The organism is Aliikangiella sp. G2MR2-5, assembly GCF_015687155.1.
In the GTDB taxonomy this organism is placed as follows: Bacteria; Pseudomonadota; Gammaproteobacteria; order Enterobacterales; family Kangiellaceae; genus Aliikangiella.
The window spans coordinates 324,922-343,006 of the sequence record NZ_JADPQF010000002.1 but is presented as its reverse complement, the minus strand read 5'-3'; the positions used below and the strand labels follow the sequence as shown (position 1 = coordinate 343,006).

The following is an 18,085-nucleotide window of genomic DNA, read 5'->3' as shown; positions in this document are numbered from 1 at the left end:
CAGAACTATCCGGCCGTTGAGTGTTTAAAATAAAATTCGATAAGGTGTTTAGTTGACGAATCATGTTCAATATCGAGCTTTTTGTCTTTTAATTCACGCTGTATTTTTTCTGCTAGTCCCTTGCCTAACTCCACACCCCATTGATCAAAAGAACAGATATGTAGCAATACTCCCTGTACAAATATTTTATGTTCGTACATCGCTATCAATGCTCCCAGCGTCCAGCTATCAAGTTTTTTCAATAAAATAGTATTTGTGGGCCGGTTTCCTTCGTGCACCTTATGCGGCGCCAGTTGGTTAATAAATTCCTGTTGACGACCCTTGGCTTTTAAATCGGACCGAACCTGTGACTCATTCACGCCACACATCAATGCCTGAGTTTGAGCAAAAAAGTTGGCCATTAAAGTTTCATGATGGTCTTCCAGTGGGGTGACACTTTCTATTGAGCCAATAAAGTCAGCTGGTACAATGTTTTTACTTTGATGGAGGTATTGGTAGAAAGCGTGCTGACCATTGATTCCAACTCCGCCCCAAATTGACGCAACTGTGGAATAGTTTACGGGTTGACCATCCCAGGTTACCGACTTGCCATTACTTTCCATTTCTGCTTGTTGCAAATATGCAGCTAGCATGTGCAGTGTCTGATCATAGGGTAGGATTGCATGTGACTGACAGCCTAGAAAGGTGGTATTCCACATTGCTATCAATGCCAGTATGACAGGGGCATTTTCTTCTAGTGGTGCTTGCTGGAAGTGCAGGTCCATTTCGTGGGCTCCTTCGAGAAGCTCGGTGAACTTTTCAAACCCAAATTCCAGCGCAATTGGTAAGCCTATCGCTGACCACAAGGAGAAACGACCACCAACCCAGTCCCACATGCGAAAAATATTTTTTTCTTCAAAGCCTAGTTCGATTGCTTTTTGTGGTCTGGCGGTTACGGCAACAAAGTGTTTTTGAATTGCTCTTTCATCAAAAGCCGCAGAGACTAACCAGCGCATCGCTGTCTTAGCATTGGTTAGCGTTTCTGTGGTTGAAAAGGATTTCGAAGAAACAATGAATAGCACATTTTCCGGAGACAAAGGTCTTAGAATCTCAGCTATTTGAGCGCCATCGACATTAGAAACATAGTGAGTCTTTATACTGTTATCACTGTAATTTTTTAGTGCTTCGGTAACCATTTGTGGTCCCAGGTTGGAGCCACCAACCCCGAGGTTTACAATGTGGCGAATAGGTTGGCCGCTGTAACCAAGCCATTTCCCACTGCGAATCTGACTCACAAAGGTTTCCATTTTTCCAAGCTCGTTTTCTACTTGTTCGGTGACATTTTTGTTATCCAGAAATACCGGCGTTTTTGAGCGATTACGTAACGAAGGGTGCAGCACGGCTCTATTTTCTGTTCGATTGATTCTTTCTCCTGAGAACATAGCGTCACGCCAATTTTCGACATTACTTTCTCTGGCCAATGCAATCAGGTCCTGCATGATATTTTTTGTAATCAGATTTTTGGAGTAATCCAGCAGGAACCTATCTAGCTCCACTGAAAAATGCTCGAAACGTTGCTTGTCCTGCGCGAAGAGCTCTCTCATGTGCCGTCCTTTAATTGTTGCTGCATGACTATTTAGCGCTTGCCAGGCCTTTTGTTTTGTCGGATCTTGCATATCAAATCCTTGTCGTTTGCTGATAAAGAACACTATCTTGCTATTAGACTACTGTAGAAATGACAGCGCTGTCAATTGGTGCGTCAGAGTTTTTGATGATATAGTCCGCTTGATATTTATATTTGCAATATTCGGCGACTATTCTTGAGGGCTTGAGCCGAGCGAAAAGGGACAGCAGTTTTATGAGTGTTACCATCAATGATGTTGCCAAGCACGCCGGCGTATCGATGAAAACTGTATCGCGGGTGATTAATAACGAGTCCTCGGTGAGACAGTCTACCTATGACAAGGTAATGGCTTCGGTTAAGGCGCTCAACTATCGGCCGAACAATTCTGCGAGAAGTTTAGCTGGAACCCGATCCTATACGATCGGTTTTATCTATGACAATCCGAATGCCTATTATGTTATCGATATGCAAAATGGATTGCTTTCCCAGTGTCGAGAAAACAACTATGAACTTCTTATTCACCCCTGTAATCATCAAGCGGATGATTTGGAAGAAGAGCTTACACATTTAATTAACCATTCTCGAGTAGCGGGTCTGGTTTTGACGCCTCCATTTTCCGAGATGCCTAAAGTTTCCAGAATGCTGGAGAAAATGGCCTTACCTTACGTGAGAATCATTTCGGGGCTGGAAAAGGGCAAGCAGGCTGCTTCCTGTATTTTTGTAAACGATCATGAAGCAGCCTATAACATTACCCAGCACTTGATTGATCTTGGACATAAGCAAATCGGATTTCTTTGTGGCGGAGAAGAGCATCGCTCAAGCAGTGAACGTTTAAACGGATATCTGGCCGCACTTAGTGATAATCATGTCAAAACAAGTAAGCAATGGGTAGTCGAAGGGGAATATTCATTTGATTCTGGAGTCAAAGGAGCGAAGAAGCTGCTTGGCCGCAAAAAGAAACCGACAGCGATATTTGCCAGTAATGATGAAATGGCTGCGGGAGCCCTTTTTGCCGCAAGATTGATGGGAATATCTATCCCTGATGAGCTCTCTATTGTAGGTTTTGAAGATAGTCCTTTTTCCCGTCAGACATGGCCAAAATTAACGACTGCTCATCAACCCAACCAGGTGATAGCACAACAGGCGGCTAATTTACTCATCTCAAAAATTCAAGGACAGTCATGTGAACAGCTGGAGGAGGGTAATATGATCCGAAGCTTTAGTCCTGAGCTGGTGGTTCGAGACTCAACAGGTTGCGCGCCAAAGTAAACTGTATAGTGAATGCAAGCCTCCAGATTGTCTTCAATGTTGGCCAATAAGTTTATCTCAATACAATAATAACCTTGGGCATTGTCATATTTGTTTCTTCTGTAATATGACAGGTCAAAAAAGAACATCCATTAAGTTACTTGGTTTACTCTTGGTAGAAGAATTTATCTTATTGAAATATAAAGAAAATTTATTTTTATATTAAAGCGTGGTTATTTACTGTAACGGCTGTAATAAAGCAGTCATAAAAGCTTCATATACTGGTCACATCTTAATCATAGTATAGCCAACCGTTAAATCTTGAAATTTTGAACCATAACGGGGAATGAAATGAAAAAATCACTCGCTTTATTATCTTTACTAGCTGCTTCTGCAACTGCAACTACTGCATTTGCTGCTGGGCGCGACACTATTAATGTTGTTGGCTCTTCAACGGTATATCCTTTCTCTACTGTTGTCGCTGAACGATTTGGTAAGAGTACTAACTTCAATACGCCTAAGATTGAATCAACTGGTACTGGCGGTGGTATGAAGCTTTTCTGTGCCGGTGCTGGTATCGATACACCAGACATGTCTAACGCTTCTCGTCGCATGAAAAAATCTGAATTTGAAATGTGTCAGAAGAATGGTGTGACTGGAATTACAGAAGTTTTAGTTGGCTACGACGGTATCGTTTTCGCTAATGCAAAATCAGCAAAACAGATGACTATTTCACGCAAGGAGCTTTTCTTAGCTTTGGCCAAAGAAGTCCCTGCGAAGGACGGTAGTGAAAAATTAGTTGCTAACCCATACAAATTATGGAGTGATGTAAATCCAGATCTTCCTTCGACTAAAATTGAAGTATTGGGACCTCCTCCAACATCAGGAACTCGCGATGCTTTTGCTGAGTTAGTACTTGAAGGTGGCTGTAAAAAGTTTGCATGGATTAAGGCAATTAAAAAGCAAGACAAGAAAAAGTATAAGTCGATCTGTCACTCGGTGCGTGAAGACCATGCTTATATCGAAGCTGGTGAAAACGACAATCTGATCGTTCAAAAGCTAACGGCTAACCCAAATGCTTTTGGTATTTTTGGTTTTAGTTTCCTTGACCAAAACGCCGACAAGCTTCAAGGTTCAGTTGTTGATGGTAGCGCACCTAGCTTTGAAGGTATTGCTGATGGATCTTACACTGTGTCGCGTCCATTGTTCTTCTATGTTAAGAACGCACACGTTGGTAAAATTCCAGGAATTAAAGAGTTTTTGAAAGAATTCACCAGTGAAGAAGCTATGGGTGAAGAAGGCTACTTGACTGACCGTGGTTTGATTCCATTAGGAAATGAAAAACTGGGTCAGATTAGAAAAGATGTATTGGGATTAAAACCTTTACAACTTTAATCTATACTGCAAAAAGTTTAAGAAAGGGGCAGCCTTAATTGTGCTGCCTCCTTTTTTTGGGAAAAGTCATAATGAATTCGTCGACACTGGTTTTAACTTTACTGATATTGGCATTGTTTAGCTATTGGCTCGGTATTCAGCGATCACTTAAGGTTGCTGGGGGGGTAAGTCGTGCGCGTTTACTGGTTTCTTTGCCACGCCAGTTTGGCTTATTGACGGGGTTTTGGTGCGCTCTTCCAGCATTGATTGTTCTACTTCTCTGGAACGCCTTTGAGAGTCAAGTTGTCGACTCCTTACTTATTTCTTCCTTTTCCCAGGATATACAAGCTCTGCCTAATTCCGAGTTGGGACTTTATTTAAACGACATTAAAATATTGGCCGAGAACTTGAGTGCCGGGCTCAGTTCTGAAGGAACAGAAAGCGAAAAACAGCAGGCTGCGCTTTATCTTTTGAATATTCAGAATAACTCCGCCTGGATCCGCACTGCACTGATTTTGGTTATTGCTGTTGCCAGTGTGGCATTCGTGGTTAGCCGCTTTTCAATGGAGTTTCGGGCAAGAGCAGAGTTGGAGAAAATCGTCCGCTGGTTACTTTTGGCATCTTCCGGTATCGCCATTTTGACAACGCTAGGAATTATTCTTTCGGTTTTATTTGAGTCGATTCAGTTTTTTAGTGCGGTTCCACCCTGGGAGTTCCTATTTGGTACCCATTGGAGTCCGCAAACTGCCATGCGCACCGATCAGGTGGCAGGCTCTGGAGCTTTCGGTGCGGTTCCTCTGTTCGCGGGCACCCTCTTGATTACTTTTATTGCCATGTTGATAGCTGTTCCTGTTGGAATGATGACTGCTATTTATTTGTCGCAATATGCTTCTGCAAAAATTCGCTCGATTGCCAAACCCATGTTAGAGATTCTGGCTGGCGTTCCTACTGTTGTGTACGGTTTTTTTGCCGCGTTAACTGTCGCACCTTTTATTCGTGATATGGGAAGTCTACTCGGACTTTCGGTTGCTTCTGAAAGTGCCTTAGCCGCGGGTGTGGTTATGGGGGTAATGATTATTCCTTTCGTTTCTTCCCTCTCTGATGACGCAATTAATGCTGTACCAAAAGCGCTAAAAGAAGGCTCTCTGGGAATGGGCGCAACACAGTCTGAAACTATCAAGCTGGTGCTTCTTCCGGCTGCCTTGCCGGGTATCGTCGGTGCTATTTTACTTGCGGTTTCTCGCGCAATCGGTGAAACCATGATAGTAGTTATGGCGGCAGGAATGGCTGCTAACTTAACAGCAAATCCCCTGGACTCAGTGACAACAGTAACTGTACAAATCGTAACTTTATTAACTGGCGACCAGGAATTTGACAGTCCTAAGACTTTAGCCGCATTCGCTTTAGGCTTAATGCTATTTATCACTACTTTAGCGCTCAATGTCATCGCGCTTAAAGTAGTAAGAAAGTATCGAGAGCAGTATGACTAAGCAAACTCAAACATCAGCAGAGCTGACAACAACAGAAAAAGTTGCCTTTAGCCTGAAAAAACGCCACCGCAAGGAAAAGCGCTTTCAATGGATGGGGAGGCTGGCAATAGGTTTTGGCTTCATGCTGGTTTTAATCCTGTTGACAGATATCTTTATCAAAGCGATGCCAGCTTTTCATCAGCATTGGGTTAAGCTAGAGATAGATTATAGAAAAGACTGGATGAAGATAGATTCTTCTGAGTCTGTGCTTGCAGGTGAAGGAAGCTATCGGACAACGCTAAAAAAATCAATCTACCAGATGTTTCCAGAAGTCAAAGACAGGAAACAGAAGCGTAGCCTCTTTGCTCTATTTAGCACCAATGCTGAATTTACCATTAAAAACTACCTTATGGAAAATCCAAAGGTGCTAGGAAAAAAGGTCGACGTTTTTGTCAGGCTGGATGACGATATTGATACTTATTTAAAGAGCGTCAATATGCCGGGAGAAGAGTTTTCCAGGGTAAATCAAGCACAAGCCGGTTGGGTGTTAGAACTGTTTGAACTAAAACGAATAGAGAAGCGTTGGAACACAAGCTTTTTCTTAAATGGTGATTCTCGAGACCCTGAGCTAGCAGGGGTTAAAGGCGCGCTCACCGGAACACTACTAACAATGCTGGTTACTTTGCTGTTATCTTTTCCATTGGGAGTTGCGGCGGCATTATATCTTGAAGAGTTCGCTCCAAAGAATCGTTGGACTGATTTGATAGAAGTAAATATAAATAACCTGGCTGCTGTACCTTCGATTATCTTTGGACTCCTGGGGCTTGCTGTCATTATTAATATGTTTGGTTTACCTCGTTCTGCACCTCTGGTCGGTGGTATTGTATTAACACTGATGACTTTACCGACGATTATAATTGCCAGCAGAGCGTCTATCAAAGCTGTTCCTCCTTCAATTAGAGAAGCTGCTCTTGGGCTAGGCGCATCACGTATGCAAACTGCATTTGGACATGTTTTGCCGATTGCCATGCCTGGAATATTGACTGGTACTATTATCGGAATGGCTCAAGCCCTTGGCGAGACAGCACCACTATTGATGATCGGAATGGTCGCCTTTATCGTTGATATTCCAGGAGGCATAACTGATCCGGCTACAGTTTTACCGGTGCAAATTTATTTATGGGCTGATAGTCCAGAGCGAGCGTTTTTGGCGAAAACTTCAGCCGCTATTTTAGTTTTACTCAGTTTTCTTTTAGTCATGAACTCAATTGCCGCTTTCTTGCGCAAGAAGTTTGAAAAGAGTTTATAGGTGAGCAATATGATTGATTTGTCTTCATCAGAGAGTTTGGTATCTGACGACATTAAGATTAACAAAACCGTTGGCAACATTTATGCTGACGATGCAAAAATGTCAATGCGCAATGTAAATGTATTTTATGGCGAAAAACAGGCGATTAAAGATGTAAGCCTGGACCTGGCTAAAAATCAGGTTACTGCATTGATCGGTCCCTCAGGGTGCGGCAAGTCAACTTTTTTACGTTGCTTAAACCGTATGAACGATACAATTCCAATTTGCCGAGTTGAAGGTGAGTTGAAGCTCGATGGTGACGATATCTACGCCAAAGGTTTAGATCCGGTGTTACTACGTGCCAGAGTTGGTATGGTTTTCCAAAAACCAAATCCTTTCCCAAAGTCAATTTATGATAATGTCGCTTACGGACCGAAAATTCACGGTTTGGCAACAAATAAGGCAGAGCTCGATGAAATAGTCGTCACCAGTTTGCAACGTGCAGGACTTTTCAATGAAGTGAAGGACAGACTGGATTCTGCCGGTACAGGTTTATCCGGGGGACAGCAACAGCGCCTCTGTATTGCTCGCACTATAGCAGTAAGCCCTGAAGTGATTTTAATGGATGAACCGGCTTCCGCGCTTGATCCGATTGCTACAGCAGTGATTGAGGAGTTGATTGACGAGCTAAAGGAAAAATATACGATTGCGATTGTTACTCACTCAATGCAACAGGCTGCTCGGGTTTCACAAACAACAGCCTACTTTCATATGGGGCAGTTGGTGGAAGTCGGAGAGACCGATCAAATATTTACCAACCCAAGCCACGAGCTGACCGAGAACTATATTACAGGCCGCTTCGGTTAAGGAGTTTTAATGATGGAAAATGATTTACACTTGACGCAACATATTTCCAAGCGTTTTAACGAAGAGCTGGAGGAGGTCCGAAGTCAGGTTTTGAAGATGGGCGGTCTTGTTGAACAGCAAGTCAATGATGGCCTAGAAGCTTTGATGCAATCGGATTTTACTTTAGCAAAAAAAGTTGTTAACGGTGATGTCGAGGTTAATTCTCTGGAGGTTAATATTGATGAAAGTTGCACCCAGATAATAGCAAGACGGCAGCCTGCTGCGAGTGACTTACGCTTGATGGTAAGTATCATCAAGACGATTACCGATTTGGAAAGAATTGGTGATGAAGCTGTTAAGCTTGGGAAAAATACGCTTAAGTTACCAGAAGAAAGCAAAGTTGCTCGTCAATATGTCGAGCTAAAACACCTCGGCGAGCATGTTTTGAAAACGCTTAATAACGCTTTAACAGCATATGCTCGCCTGGATGTGCAGGCCGCGATTGAAATTATCGATAATGATAAAGCGATCGACGAAGAGTTTGATGCCATTTCGCGGTTGTTAATCACTCGTATGATGGAAGACCCGCGAGAAATTAAAAACTCATTAAGGATTTCATGGTGTGCCCGTGCCCTGGAAAGAATTGGCGATCACACCAAAAATATCTGTGAATACATCGTATATCTGGTTAAAGGTAAAGATGTACGCCATACCAGTCTTGAAGAGGTGAAAAGACAGATTCAGGAATAATTTTCCTCAGCTTACAGGAGCTGATGACCCAGAGGTGATCTTCTCCTGTAAAAATGGCTTATTCCGCTTCTTCTACAATTTCGAAACTATGTGAGATCTCAACCGAAGCCTGCAGCATCAAAGAGGCTGAGCAATATTTTTCCATTGATAGCTGGCAAGCCCGTTCTACCTGTTTTTCTTTGAGAGACTTACCGGTGACCACATAGTGTGCATGAATCTTTTTAAAGACTCTGGGAGGATTTTCCGCTCTTTCGGCGTCGAGATGGCAGACGCAATCAGATATTTGTTGACGTGCTTTTGCCAAAATCATAACTACGTCGATCGAAGAACAGCCTCCTACCGCCATCAGCATCATGTGCATTGGTGAAGGTGCTTTGCCTTCTCCATCCATTTCAATTGACTGTCCAGCTTCGTTAGTTCCTTTGAAAGTGAGTCCTTGTTGCCATTGTGTGACGACTTTCATAAACCTCTCCTAATGAGATTGTGTTAAATTAATTAGGGCGTCATTATGCGTATTCTTGTGAAATAAATCATCTTATAGAATGAATTAAACGCGATCATTTAATTGCGAGCACTGGGAATCAGGTTTATCTGATAAGATTGAGAGCAAGTCGACAGATGAACCCAAGGTCAAGTTGATGCATCATGGTGACGAGGGTAATATTCTCTGGTTACATGGAATTTAGCGGGAATTTCCCGAATAAAGTAAAACCATAGTATGAAAGGTGCTAGTATTAGCATTATGCAAGGGAACGACCTAGCGAGCGCTTAACTTTTAGAAGTGCTCGAAATATTAGAAATACAGGCAAAGAAATAACAGGGTGTTGGAAACAATATGGCGTTAATCAAAGAACCTTTGACATTACCTCACAATATAAAGAGCGATCCGACATTGGAGTGGTTCGTCTCCCAGTGCCATAAACGTCGTTATGCGCCGAAAACTACCATCATTTTTGCTGGCGATAAGCCGGAAACCCTCTATTTTATTATTAAAGGTTCGGTTAGCGTACTAATAGAGGATGACGATGGAAGAGAGTTAGTGCTTGCTTACCTGAACTCGGGAGATTTTTTCGGTGAAATGGGGCTGTTTGATAGCCTGACCGACCGTAGTGCTTGGGTGAGAGCGAAAACCGAAACTGATGTTGCAGAAATTAGTTATGCAAGATTCCAGGCGCTGGTTAAAGAGCGCCCGGAAATAATGTTTAGACTGGCAGAACAAATGGCACTTCGCTTGCGAAAGACCAGTCGGAAAGTCGGTGATCTGGCATTTATGGATGTTACAGGTCGGGTCGCCAGAGCGTTGCTTGACCTGGCAAAGGAGCCTGATGCAATGACTCATCCTGATGGAATGCAGATAAAGGTTACTCGTCAGGAACTTGGAAGAATAGTTGGATGTTCCCGTGAAATGGTGGGTCGAGTATTAAAAGTTCTGGAAGAGCAGGAACATATTTCTGTTAAAGGGAAAACGATGGTGATATACGGCACCCGTTAATTGACATATTTTCTCTATTTATAAAAAAGGCCGAATATACGGCCTTTTTTAACCTGGATTCAGTCTGCTATTTAGAAGAGGCTTTCTTCTTCGCTAACACTTTCTTCTTCCTGATTAAATGGGTTGTCCAGAGGCTTATCTGCATAGTCTTTTGGAGCATTCTCGCTTCTGAATTTTTCGAAAACCGGGTTTTCTGTTATTGTTGAAGCTAATAATCCTGTTTTAGGATCTATTTTGACTTCTACGATCCCTTCCGGGCGAGTGAAGTCTGCCTGGGGGGTTCCGTCCAGAACTTTTTCCATAAACTTTTGCCAAATTGGTAGTGCGGCCTTACCACCGAACTCGCGGTTGCCAAGCTTTCGCGAATGATCTTTAAAACCTACCCAGGCAGAAGCAACATGCCTTGTGTTATAACCGCTAAACCAGGCGTCCTTGGCGTCATTAGTTGTTCCTGTTTTACCTGCAAGATCGTGTCTTTTAAGAAGAGGGCTTTTAGTTCTGGTTAATTGCAGTGTTGCGGTTCCACGATGGATTACATCTTTAAGAATATCGTGGATAAGGTAGTGGTTTCTCTCTTCAATAACCCGAGGCGCAATATATTCTTCAGGCACGGAATGCAATGGGTAATTAACAAATGAATCTTCATTGGTGCTTGCGCTAGGTTTGAGATCCTCATCTAGAGCACCTAACCTATTTTCTACTGTATTATCGTTATCTGTATTTTCCTGTTGGGCTGCTGAAGCAGACACGCAGTCTTTGCAAACCTGTAGAGGCTGGTGTTCTCTAATAATACGTCCATTGGCATCTTCTACTCTTGATAAGAACCAGCTGTCCACTTTGTAACCGCCATTCGCCAATGTTGCGTACCCGGTTGCTACTTCCAGAGGAGTAAATGACGCAGAGCCCAGTGCCAGTGAAAGGAAGGGTTCCATGTGCTCTCCTGGAAAGCCTACTTTTTCAAGATAGGATTTTGTATATTGAGGGCCTATTTCTCTAATCAGGCGAACAGATACGGTATTTTTTGAGCGCCTTAACCCTGTTCTCAAGCTGGTCGGCCCAAGGTATATTCCGCTGTCATTTTTAGGACGCCAAAAGTTTTCAGCAGTTATGTCAGTTTCAATGATAGGCATATCATTGAGTAATGAGGCGGGAGTATACCCCTTTTCAAATGCAGCTGAGTAGACGAACGGCTTGATATTACTTCCGGGCTGTCGTCTGGCTTGAGTTACCATATTAAACTTACTCAAACTGTAGTCATAATCACCCACTAAAGCTTCTATCGCGCCATTTATTGGATTTAGTGAAACGAACCCACCACTGACATCGGGAACTTGGGCTAGTTGATAAGCGACCGCTGCCTCCTGGGCCTGTTCTTCAACTTCAGTCTGCGGAGTGGTTGACTCATCTGCTGTCGCTTTCTGTTTCAGTCTGACAAGATCTCCTACCTTTAATACCTGGTCAACCTGTTTTATTGGAGGTCGGCGATTGTTCTCATCAACATACTCTCGTGCCCACTTAACATCTTCAAGTTTTAGCTCGGTTTTTTCCCCTGATTTTAACAAAAGTGAAGCTTTATCTTCTTGCACCGTAAGAACAATTGCTGGTTGAAGATTCGCTATTACAGGAATATCCGATAACCAGGATCTCAACTCTGTTTCCTTGGTATTTTCGGTAATCGAGTACTGATGCTCTGGCCCACGATACCCATGGCGCCTGTCATATTCTTCGAGTCCTCCTGTAAGCGCGTCCTGTGCTGCTTTCTGAAGTCTGCTATCGAGTGTTGTATAAAATTTAAGACCATCATTATACGCAACATCGATCCCGAATTCGTCTATGGCATACCGACGGACCATTTCCCCCAGATAGTGTGCTTCTACACCGATTTCCATACCGTGTTTTTGAGTCTCTACTGGTTCCGCCATCGCTTTCTCGTAGGCCTCTTGAGTAATATGGTTTTCAGCCAGCATACGTCCGAGTACATGAGCTCGTCGCTTGGCAGCATTTTCTGGACTGGATATTGGATTATACTTTGACTCGCCCTTAGGAATTCCTGCCAGAGTTGCCAACTGAGCTAATGTCAGCTCATCTAGCGTAGCACCGTAATAAACCTGGGCTGCCGCCCCTAGCCCATATGCTCTGTGACTGAAGTGTATTTTGTTGAGGTAAAGCTCAAGGATTTCATTCTTACTCAATTCAGACTCTATTTTCCAGGCGAGGAATATTTCAGTAATTTTACGAGAAAACCGTTTAGCCCGAGAAAGGTAGTAGTTTCGGGCGACCTGCATTGTAATGGTACTGGCACCCTGACTTTTGGTTCCGGTTGCTGCAAGGTTGATAAATGCTCTTAATAAGCCTTGAAAATCTACGCCGGAATGTTCGTAAAATCTTTTGTCCTCGGTCGATAGCAGCGCATTTATGAAATCTCTGGGAACTTGGTCTAAAGTAATAGGTATCCTGCGAGTTTCACCAAACTCTGCTATTAATTTATTGTCGGAGGAATAAACTCGCATGGGCGTTTGTAAGCGGATTTTCCGGATTGATTCTACATCCGGCAGACTTGGCTCGACGGTCAGATAAAGTCCAATAAATCCCATGCTAAAAAGGATTGCAAATAGACTGAATAAATAGGCGATTTTGGGTGCTATCTTGGCAATATGCTTCATTTTATAAATTATGAAAAAGGATCCTACTGAAGATGACCAAGTATATCGCTATTTGTTCGCTGCTTTAACCAGAAAGCGAATATTTGTCGAGAGGGTTATCAATTTTGCTAACTGTTCACGCATTTTTTTATTGGATTGTTAGATAATTTGATAGCTAACTATGTGATTTAAAATGAGAAGGCTGGCGCATGGATCATAAATAAGCCTTGACAATAATGTGAAATAGCGCCAAATTGAGTGAATAAAAATAGAAAACAGGTGAATTTTCTTATAGTTAGCGCTATTATTTAAAGTAAAAACACAGTTCCCGCCTGTAACTGGATAAAACTGATAGGAAAACTAGAATATGCTGGCTAATTTGTTTGGCTCCAAAAAGACCTCTCTGGTTGGGATCGATATCAGCTCGACAGCTTGTAAGTTGCTCGAATTGGGTAAAGTGGGATCTCGCTATCGAGTCGAAAGCTATGCAGTTGAGCCGCTGCCTCAAGAAGCGATGGCTGATAGAGATATTAAGGACCCTGAAGTTGTTGGTGAAGCCTTAAAAAGAGTAATCAGTCGTTCAGGAACCAATATCAAGCATGCCGCCGTCGCTGTCGCCGGCTCTTCTGTCATCACCAAAACCATCCAGATGGATAAAGGTTTATCAGAAGATGACATGGAGCAGCAGATTGAAGTTGAGGCTGATCAGTATATTCCCTATCCTCTTGAAGAAGTTGCCCTGGATTTTCAAGTATTAGGTGAGTCAGAAAAGGTTCCCGATAAAGTTGATGTCCTACTAGCGGCGTCTCGCTCAGAAAATGTCTATAGCAGAGTAGATGCTCTAGAGTTAGCTGGATTAACGGCTAGGGTTGTGGATGTGGAAGCTTATGCTATTGAGCGCTCGTTCAGATTGTTGGCTAATCAACTGCCGGATCAAGGTGAAGGGCAGGTAATTGCAGTGGCTGATATTGGTGCAACCAATACAAGCCTCAGCGTTATGGAAGATTTCAATACAATTTATACGCGTGAACAAACATTCGGCGGGTCACAATTAACTGAAGAAATACAAAGGCGGTATGGTCTTTCGTTTGAAGAAGCCGGTATGGCTAAAAAGCAAGGCGGCTTGCCGGATGATTATGAGCCGGAAGTACTTGAGCCTTTTAAAGAAGCAATTATTCAACAAGTTAGTCGCTCGCTGCAATTTTTCTACGGGTCTAGTCAGTATGGTGAAGTTGACCACATTGTTCTGGCTGGTGGTTGTTCCGTGATTGAAGGTCTGGAAGAAATGATTGAAGAGCGACTTGGTACTACTGCCAGTATTGCTAACCCTTTCGCCGATATGTCGCTGTCTTCAAAAGTTAATGCTCAAGCTCTCAGCTCTGACGCGCCGTCACTGGTGATATGCTGTGGATTGGCATTAAGGAGTTTTGACTAATGGCAAATATCAATTTACTTCCATGGAGAGAAGAACAGCGCCAGGAAAGACAACGACAGTTTGTCAGTGTGCTTGGCCTGGTTGCACTCTTTGGCGTTGTATTAATGTGGGGTGTTTATACTTTCTATAATTCACTGCTAGACGACCAAAGGGAAAGAAATCGGTTTTTACAGACCGAAATTAGAAAGCTTGATTCTAAGATAAAGGAAATTCAACAACTTGAAAAAGAGCGACAGCAGTTGGTAGAAAGAATGACCTTAATCCAGGATTTACAGAAAAGCAGGCCACAGGTTGTTCATGTTTTTGATGAGATAGTAACCAATATTCCCCAAGGGGTTAATCTAAGTCTGGTAAGTCGGAAAGGAGATGATCTCGTGTTTACCGGAATTGCAGAGTCGGCACCAAGAATATCGAAATTTATGCGGAATATCAGTCAGTCAACCTGGCTTAAACCTGGACCGCTCGATAACATCCAGGGCGACAAAAATTCGGGAGCCAACCGGAAGAAATTTACCCTCCGAACAAAAATAAGTGCACCAGACTCTGCGGAAAAGGAGGCTAAGTAATGGACATAAAGGATCTGAATAACCTGGATGTCAGTGATCTGGACTTCAATAATATGGGCTCGTGGCCCGTTGCCGCTAAAGCGGTCGTGGCTGCTCTGGTGCTAGCAATCGTGGTGGGCCTTGGCTACTACTTATTTATCAAAGACCAATCGGCTATGCTGGTTGGTCTGGAAAGAAAAGAAGTAGACTTTAAGCGCGAGTTTGAAGAAAAACAGGGTAAGGCGGTAAATCTTGCTAAATACAAGGAACAAATGGCGACTATTCAGGAAAGCTTTAAAACCTTGCTGCAACAACTACCCAAATCGAGTGAAATGGCCAGTCTTCTGGATGATTTTTCTTATGCGGCTACCGGCTCAGGCTGTGAGATTATAGAGGCCAAGTTTTTGCCTGAAGTTAATTCCGAATTTTATGCACAAAAACCGATTAATATTGTTGTAAAAGGTGGGTATCATCAGATAGCTAACTTTGTATCGAGAGTATCCAGACTGCCTAGAATTGTTACTCTACACGATTTTGATATTAAAATTACTGATGGAACTGTCCCTTCTGCTCCTAATGAGAGAATGCTTTCATTTACGGTAAAAGCGAAAACCTATCGCTCGGATACGGGGGAATAGTCGTGAGAACAGTTATTTTGAAAAAGACTAGTATCATTTTGCGCACTTTTTTATTCGCTTCGGCAACCACTTTGTTAATGAGTTGCTCAAGTAATACCGAAGATTTACAGGCTTGGGTGGACCGGGTTAAAGCAAAGCCTCCTGGTAGAATCAAGCCGATGCCCGAAGTCAAGGAGTATAAGCCTCATGACTACTCATCAGCCCACCTGAAAAGTCCTTTTGCGGATTTAGAGCCCGAACTGGAAGCGCAAATCAAGCAATTGGTAGAAGGATGTGACGAGACTATTCAGCCAGATACCTCGAGACATAAGGAAGATCTGGAGCGCTATTCGCTTGATTCTATGGAAATGGTAGGCAGTGTTGAAAATAAGTCCAAGCTTTGGGGGTTAATAAAAATGACTGCTGGTCCTGCTGAAGGAAATATTTTTCATGTCAGGCAGGGCAACTATTTGGGCATTAACCATGGACGAATAGTTGAAATTAGTGAAGATCAAATCGAGATAACTACATTGGTGCCAGATAGTAAAGGCTGTTGGGAACAACGTACTGTATATATGGCGTTAGCCCAGGAATAACAGGCTTTAGGAGAAATTATGAACAACCGAGTTAAAAATAGTAATCAGATTACTCGAGGAGCAATTGCGATGGCCGCTCGCCTTTTTAAAGTCTTTGTGATGGGCTTGTTAGCCTTTACTAGTATCAGTACTTTTGCTGCCCAAATTCAGGATATCAGCTATAGCGTAATGCCTGGAGATAAGGTTGAAATCAGAGTCAAAATGGACTCAGCTCCACCGGCATTTCAAGAGATCACGACAGAAAATCCAGCGCGAATATGGATGGATCTGGAAGGTGTTAGTAGTGCTCTTGCTAAAAAAACACAGAATGTAGGAATCGGTGTGACTCGCTCGGTTACCGCGGTTGAGGCAGGCAACAAGACTCGCCTGGTAATTAATCTGGTAGAAATGACTCCTTATAATACACGTGTCGATGGCAATGAACTCGTTGTAACCGTTGGCCACGGAGTGGAAAAGTCTAACGGCGGTGGATTCAACAGTTCTGTAGCATCTTCCTCGACGCCGACTGAAACATACGGTAGCAATAACGATATTGCAAGTATCGATTTTAGAAGAGGGGAAGCTGGAGAAGGCCGTGTAGTTGTTGAGTTAAACAATTCAAACTTGGGGATTGATTTACGTCAGGAAGGTAGGACTATTTTAGCTGATTTTGTTAATGCAAAAGTTGCCAACGAGCTAATTCGAAAGTTGGATGTTGTCGACTTTGCGACTCCCGCCAGAATAATTTCGACCAGCCGCGTTGGCGGTAATGTTCGCCTGTCGATTCAAACATTAGACGAGTTCGAGTACTTGGCCTATCAGGCTGATAACACCTACATTATTGAGCTTAAACCTTTGACTCCTGAAGAAGTTGAAAGAAAGAAGCTCGATGAGCCTGTATACACCGGAGAGAGACTATCTCTTAACTTTCAGGAAATACCTGTCCGAGCCGTATTAGCAATTATTGCAGAGTTTACCGGGTTGAACCTGGTAACAAGCGATACAGTTACAGGCACTATCACTTTACGTTTGCAAGCTGTGCCATGGGATCAGGCGCTTGATATAGTGTTGAAAACCAGAGGTTTGGACAAACGTCAAAATGGCAACGTCATGTTAGTCGCACCAGCAGACGAAATAGCTACTCAGGAAGCTATGCAGTTGCAAAACGAAAAACAGATTGAACAACTTGCGCCATTAAGAACTGAGTTTATTCAGATTAACTATGCAAAAGCACAAGAGCTTGCTGATTTGGTTAGAACTGATGGGGCGAATTATTTATCAGATAGAGGAAGCATCTCTGTTGATACACGAACAAATCATCTGATTATTCAGGATACTGCTAAAAAGCTCGATCATATCCGTTCTATGGTTAGAAAGCTGGATATTCCGGTAAGACAGGTATTAATCGAGTCCAGGGTTGTTGTGGCTGATGACGGCTTTGAAGAAGAGCTTGGTGTTCGTTTTGGTATTACCGATACAGGCAGTAATGGCGCGCTTTCAGGAGATATCATTGGTTCTGATGGCGTGTTCTTTAGTGGTTCACCTGCTGCTCGAACTTTCGCGGTCGACATGCCTGTTGTAAGTCCTGCAGGTAGTGTTGGACTAACCGTTGCACGCCTGGATGATGGTACTATTCTGGACTTAGAGTTATCTGCCTTGGAAAGTGAAAATCGGGGAGAAGTGATTGCATCGCCTCGAGTAATTACTGCAAACCAACAAGAAGCTTACATCGAATCTGGTGAAGAAATCCCTTATTTACAAGCGAGTAGTGCCGGAAATACGAATGTTACCTTCAAAAAGGCTGTTTTATCGCTAACAGTTACTCCACAAATCACTCCAGATGATCGTATAATCCTCGATCTTGTAGTAAAGCAAGATTCTCGAGGTGAGCAGACGACTTTTGGTCCTGCCATCAATACTAGGGAAGTTGGGACTCAGGTTCTTGTCGAAAACGGTGAGACTGTAGTTTTAGGTGGTGTATATCAGCAACGTACTAATCATGACGTTTCTAAAGTACCATTCTTAGGTGATTTACCTGGAATTGGTGTATTATTCCGCTCAACTACAGATTCTTCAGCGAAACAGGAGTTACTCATGTTTGTGACGCCTAAGATTGTTAAAGAGTCCGTTAGATAAATACAACTTAAATTGATTCAAAGTAATAACCCGCTATCGCGGGTTGTTGCATTTCTGCTAGGGAA

Annotated in this window: 15 protein-coding genes; 12 read left to right on the top strand and 3 right to left on the bottom strand. The window is 43.0% G+C overall.

Annotated elements, in window-relative coordinates; translation table 11 throughout:
* Window positions 1–5 precede the first annotated feature (5 nt).
* Window positions 6–1,655 (bottom strand): glucose-6-phosphate isomerase, encoded by a 1,650-nt coding sequence (gene pgi, locus IYN84_RS08900; protein WP_196138852.1) that lies wholly within the window; start codon window positions 1,653–1,655, stop codon window positions 6–8.
* 182 nt (window positions 1,656–1,837) lie between these two features.
* Here pgi and IYN84_RS08895 point away from each other — a divergent pair, with 182 nt between their 5' ends.
* The 6 genes from IYN84_RS08895 (at window position 1,838) to phoU (ending at window position 8,578) form a co-directional block, all read left to right on the top strand.
* Window positions 1,838–2,872, top strand: coding sequence for a LacI family DNA-binding transcriptional regulator (locus IYN84_RS08895; RefSeq protein WP_196138851.1), 1,035 nt, complete (start codon window positions 1,838–1,840; stop codon window positions 2,870–2,872).
* 330 nt (window positions 2,873–3,202) lie between these two features.
* The gene (locus tag IYN84_RS08890; RefSeq protein ID WP_196138850.1) at window positions 3,203–4,246 is read left to right on the top strand and encodes a PstS family phosphate ABC transporter substrate-binding protein; all 1,044 of its coding nucleotides are present in this window, start codon (window positions 3,203–3,205) and stop codon (window positions 4,244–4,246) included.
* A 71-nt stretch (window positions 4,247–4,317) separates the two neighbouring features.
* The gene (pstC, locus tag IYN84_RS08885) at window positions 4,318–5,715 is read left to right on the top strand and encodes a phosphate ABC transporter permease subunit PstC (protein WP_196138849.1); all 1,398 of its coding nucleotides are present in this window, start codon (window positions 4,318–4,320) and stop codon (window positions 5,713–5,715) included.
* Window positions 5,708–7,003, top strand: coding sequence for a phosphate ABC transporter permease PstA (pstA, locus tag IYN84_RS08880; RefSeq protein WP_196138848.1), 1,296 nt, complete (start codon window positions 5,708–5,710; stop codon window positions 7,001–7,003). The genes pstC and pstA overlap by 8 nt, the downstream gene beginning before the upstream one ends.
* A gap of 9 nt (window positions 7,004–7,012) precedes the next feature.
* On the top strand, window positions 7,013–7,849 hold the full coding sequence (gene pstB, locus IYN84_RS08875; RefSeq protein ID WP_196138847.1) for a phosphate ABC transporter ATP-binding protein PstB: 837 nt from the start codon (window positions 7,013–7,015) through the stop codon (window positions 7,847–7,849).
* A gap of 9 nt (window positions 7,850–7,858) precedes the next feature.
* A complete protein-coding gene (gene phoU, locus IYN84_RS08870) occupies window positions 7,859–8,578 on the top strand; it encodes a phosphate signaling complex protein PhoU (protein WP_210330360.1) in 720 nt (239 codons plus the stop codon).
* Window positions 8,579–8,636: 58 nt separating this feature from the next.
* On the opposite strand, the gene IYN84_RS08865 is transcribed toward phoU, so the two are convergent.
* Window positions 8,637–9,041 (bottom strand): OsmC family protein, encoded by a 405-nt coding sequence (locus tag IYN84_RS08865; RefSeq protein WP_196138846.1) that lies wholly within the window; start codon window positions 9,039–9,041, stop codon window positions 8,637–8,639.
* A gap of 372 nt (window positions 9,042–9,413) precedes the next feature.
* On the opposite strand from IYN84_RS08865, the gene crp reads away from it, so the two are divergent.
* Window positions 9,414–10,070, top strand: a complete 657-nt coding sequence (crp, locus tag IYN84_RS08860; protein WP_196138845.1) for a cAMP-activated global transcriptional regulator CRP — start codon at window positions 9,414–9,416, stop codon at window positions 10,068–10,070.
* Between the two features lie 71 nt (window positions 10,071–10,141).
* Here crp and IYN84_RS08855 read toward each other — a convergent pair whose 3' ends face one another.
* Window positions 10,142–12,733, bottom strand: coding sequence for a penicillin-binding protein 1A (locus IYN84_RS08855; protein ID WP_196138844.1), 2,592 nt, complete (start codon window positions 12,731–12,733; stop codon window positions 10,142–10,144).
* A gap of 346 nt (window positions 12,734–13,079) precedes the next feature.
* On the opposite strand from IYN84_RS08855, the gene IYN84_RS08850 reads away from it, so the two are divergent.
* From IYN84_RS08850 to pilQ, 5 genes are read left to right on the top strand one after another with little or no spacing between them, the layout of a single operon-like run.
* On the top strand, window positions 13,080–14,147 hold the full coding sequence (locus IYN84_RS08850; protein ID WP_196138843.1) for a pilus assembly protein PilM: 1,068 nt from the start codon (window positions 13,080–13,082) through the stop codon (window positions 14,145–14,147).
* Entirely contained in the window at window positions 14,147–14,713 is a 567-nt protein-coding gene (locus IYN84_RS08845) for a PilN domain-containing protein (protein ID WP_196138842.1), read from the top strand. Before IYN84_RS08850 ends, IYN84_RS08845 begins: the two co-directional genes overlap by 1 nt.
* Complete coding sequence (locus IYN84_RS08840) at window positions 14,713–15,330, top strand: type 4a pilus biogenesis protein PilO (RefSeq protein ID WP_196138841.1); 618 nt, start codon at window positions 14,713–14,715, stop codon at window positions 15,328–15,330. The genes IYN84_RS08845 and IYN84_RS08840 overlap by 1 nt, the downstream gene beginning before the upstream one ends.
* Window positions 15,331–15,332: 2 nt before the next feature.
* Window positions 15,333–15,905 (top strand): pilus assembly protein PilP, encoded by a 573-nt coding sequence (locus IYN84_RS08835; RefSeq protein ID WP_196138840.1) that lies wholly within the window; start codon window positions 15,333–15,335, stop codon window positions 15,903–15,905.
* Between the two features lie 18 nt (window positions 15,906–15,923).
* Window positions 15,924–18,020: a type IV pilus secretin PilQ gene (gene pilQ / locus IYN84_RS08830; protein ID WP_210330359.1), complete on the top strand. Its 2,097-nt coding sequence runs from the start codon at window positions 15,924–15,926 to the stop codon at window positions 18,018–18,020.
* Window positions 18,021–18,085 lie beyond the last annotated feature (65 nt).

Bases quoted from the DNA above. Each gene is read 5' to 3' on its own strand.
- crp (WP_196138845.1), top strand. From the start codon at position 9,414: ATGGCGTTAATCAAAGAACCTTTGACATTACCTCACAATATAAAGAGC.
- pstC (WP_196138849.1), top strand. From the start codon at position 4,318: ATGAATTCGTCGACACTGGTTTTAACTTTACTGATATTGGCATTGTTT.
- pstA (WP_196138848.1), top strand. From the start codon at position 5,708: ATGACTAAGCAAACTCAAACATCAGCAGAGCTGACAACAACAGAAAAA.
- pilQ (WP_210330359.1), top strand. From the start codon at position 15,924: ATGAACAACCGAGTTAAAAATAGTAATCAGATTACTCGAGGAGCAATT.
- IYN84_RS08845 (WP_196138842.1), top strand. From the start codon at position 14,147: ATGGCAAATATCAATTTACTTCCATGGAGAGAAGAACAGCGCCAGGAA.
- phoU (WP_210330360.1), top strand. From the start codon at position 7,859: ATGATGGAAAATGATTTACACTTGACGCAACATATTTCCAAGCGTTTT.
- pstB (WP_196138847.1), top strand. From the start codon at position 7,013: ATGATTGATTTGTCTTCATCAGAGAGTTTGGTATCTGACGACATTAAG.
- IYN84_RS08895 (WP_196138851.1), top strand. From the start codon at position 1,838: ATGAGTGTTACCATCAATGATGTTGCCAAGCACGCCGGCGTATCGATG.
- IYN84_RS08865 (WP_196138846.1), bottom strand. From the start codon at position 9,041: ATGAAAGTCGTCACACAATGGCAACAAGGACTCACTTTCAAAGGAACT.
- IYN84_RS08890 (WP_196138850.1), top strand. From the start codon at position 3,203: ATGAAAAAATCACTCGCTTTATTATCTTTACTAGCTGCTTCTGCAACT.
- IYN84_RS08850 (WP_196138843.1), top strand. From the start codon at position 13,080: ATGCTGGCTAATTTGTTTGGCTCCAAAAAGACCTCTCTGGTTGGGATC.
- pgi (WP_196138852.1), bottom strand. From the start codon at position 1,655: ATGCAAGATCCGACAAAACAAAAGGCCTGGCAAGCGCTAAATAGTCAT.
- IYN84_RS08840 (WP_196138841.1), top strand. From the start codon at position 14,713: ATGGACATAAAGGATCTGAATAACCTGGATGTCAGTGATCTGGACTTC.
- IYN84_RS08855 (WP_196138844.1), bottom strand. From the start codon at position 12,733: ATGAAGCATATTGCCAAGATAGCACCCAAAATCGCCTATTTATTCAGT.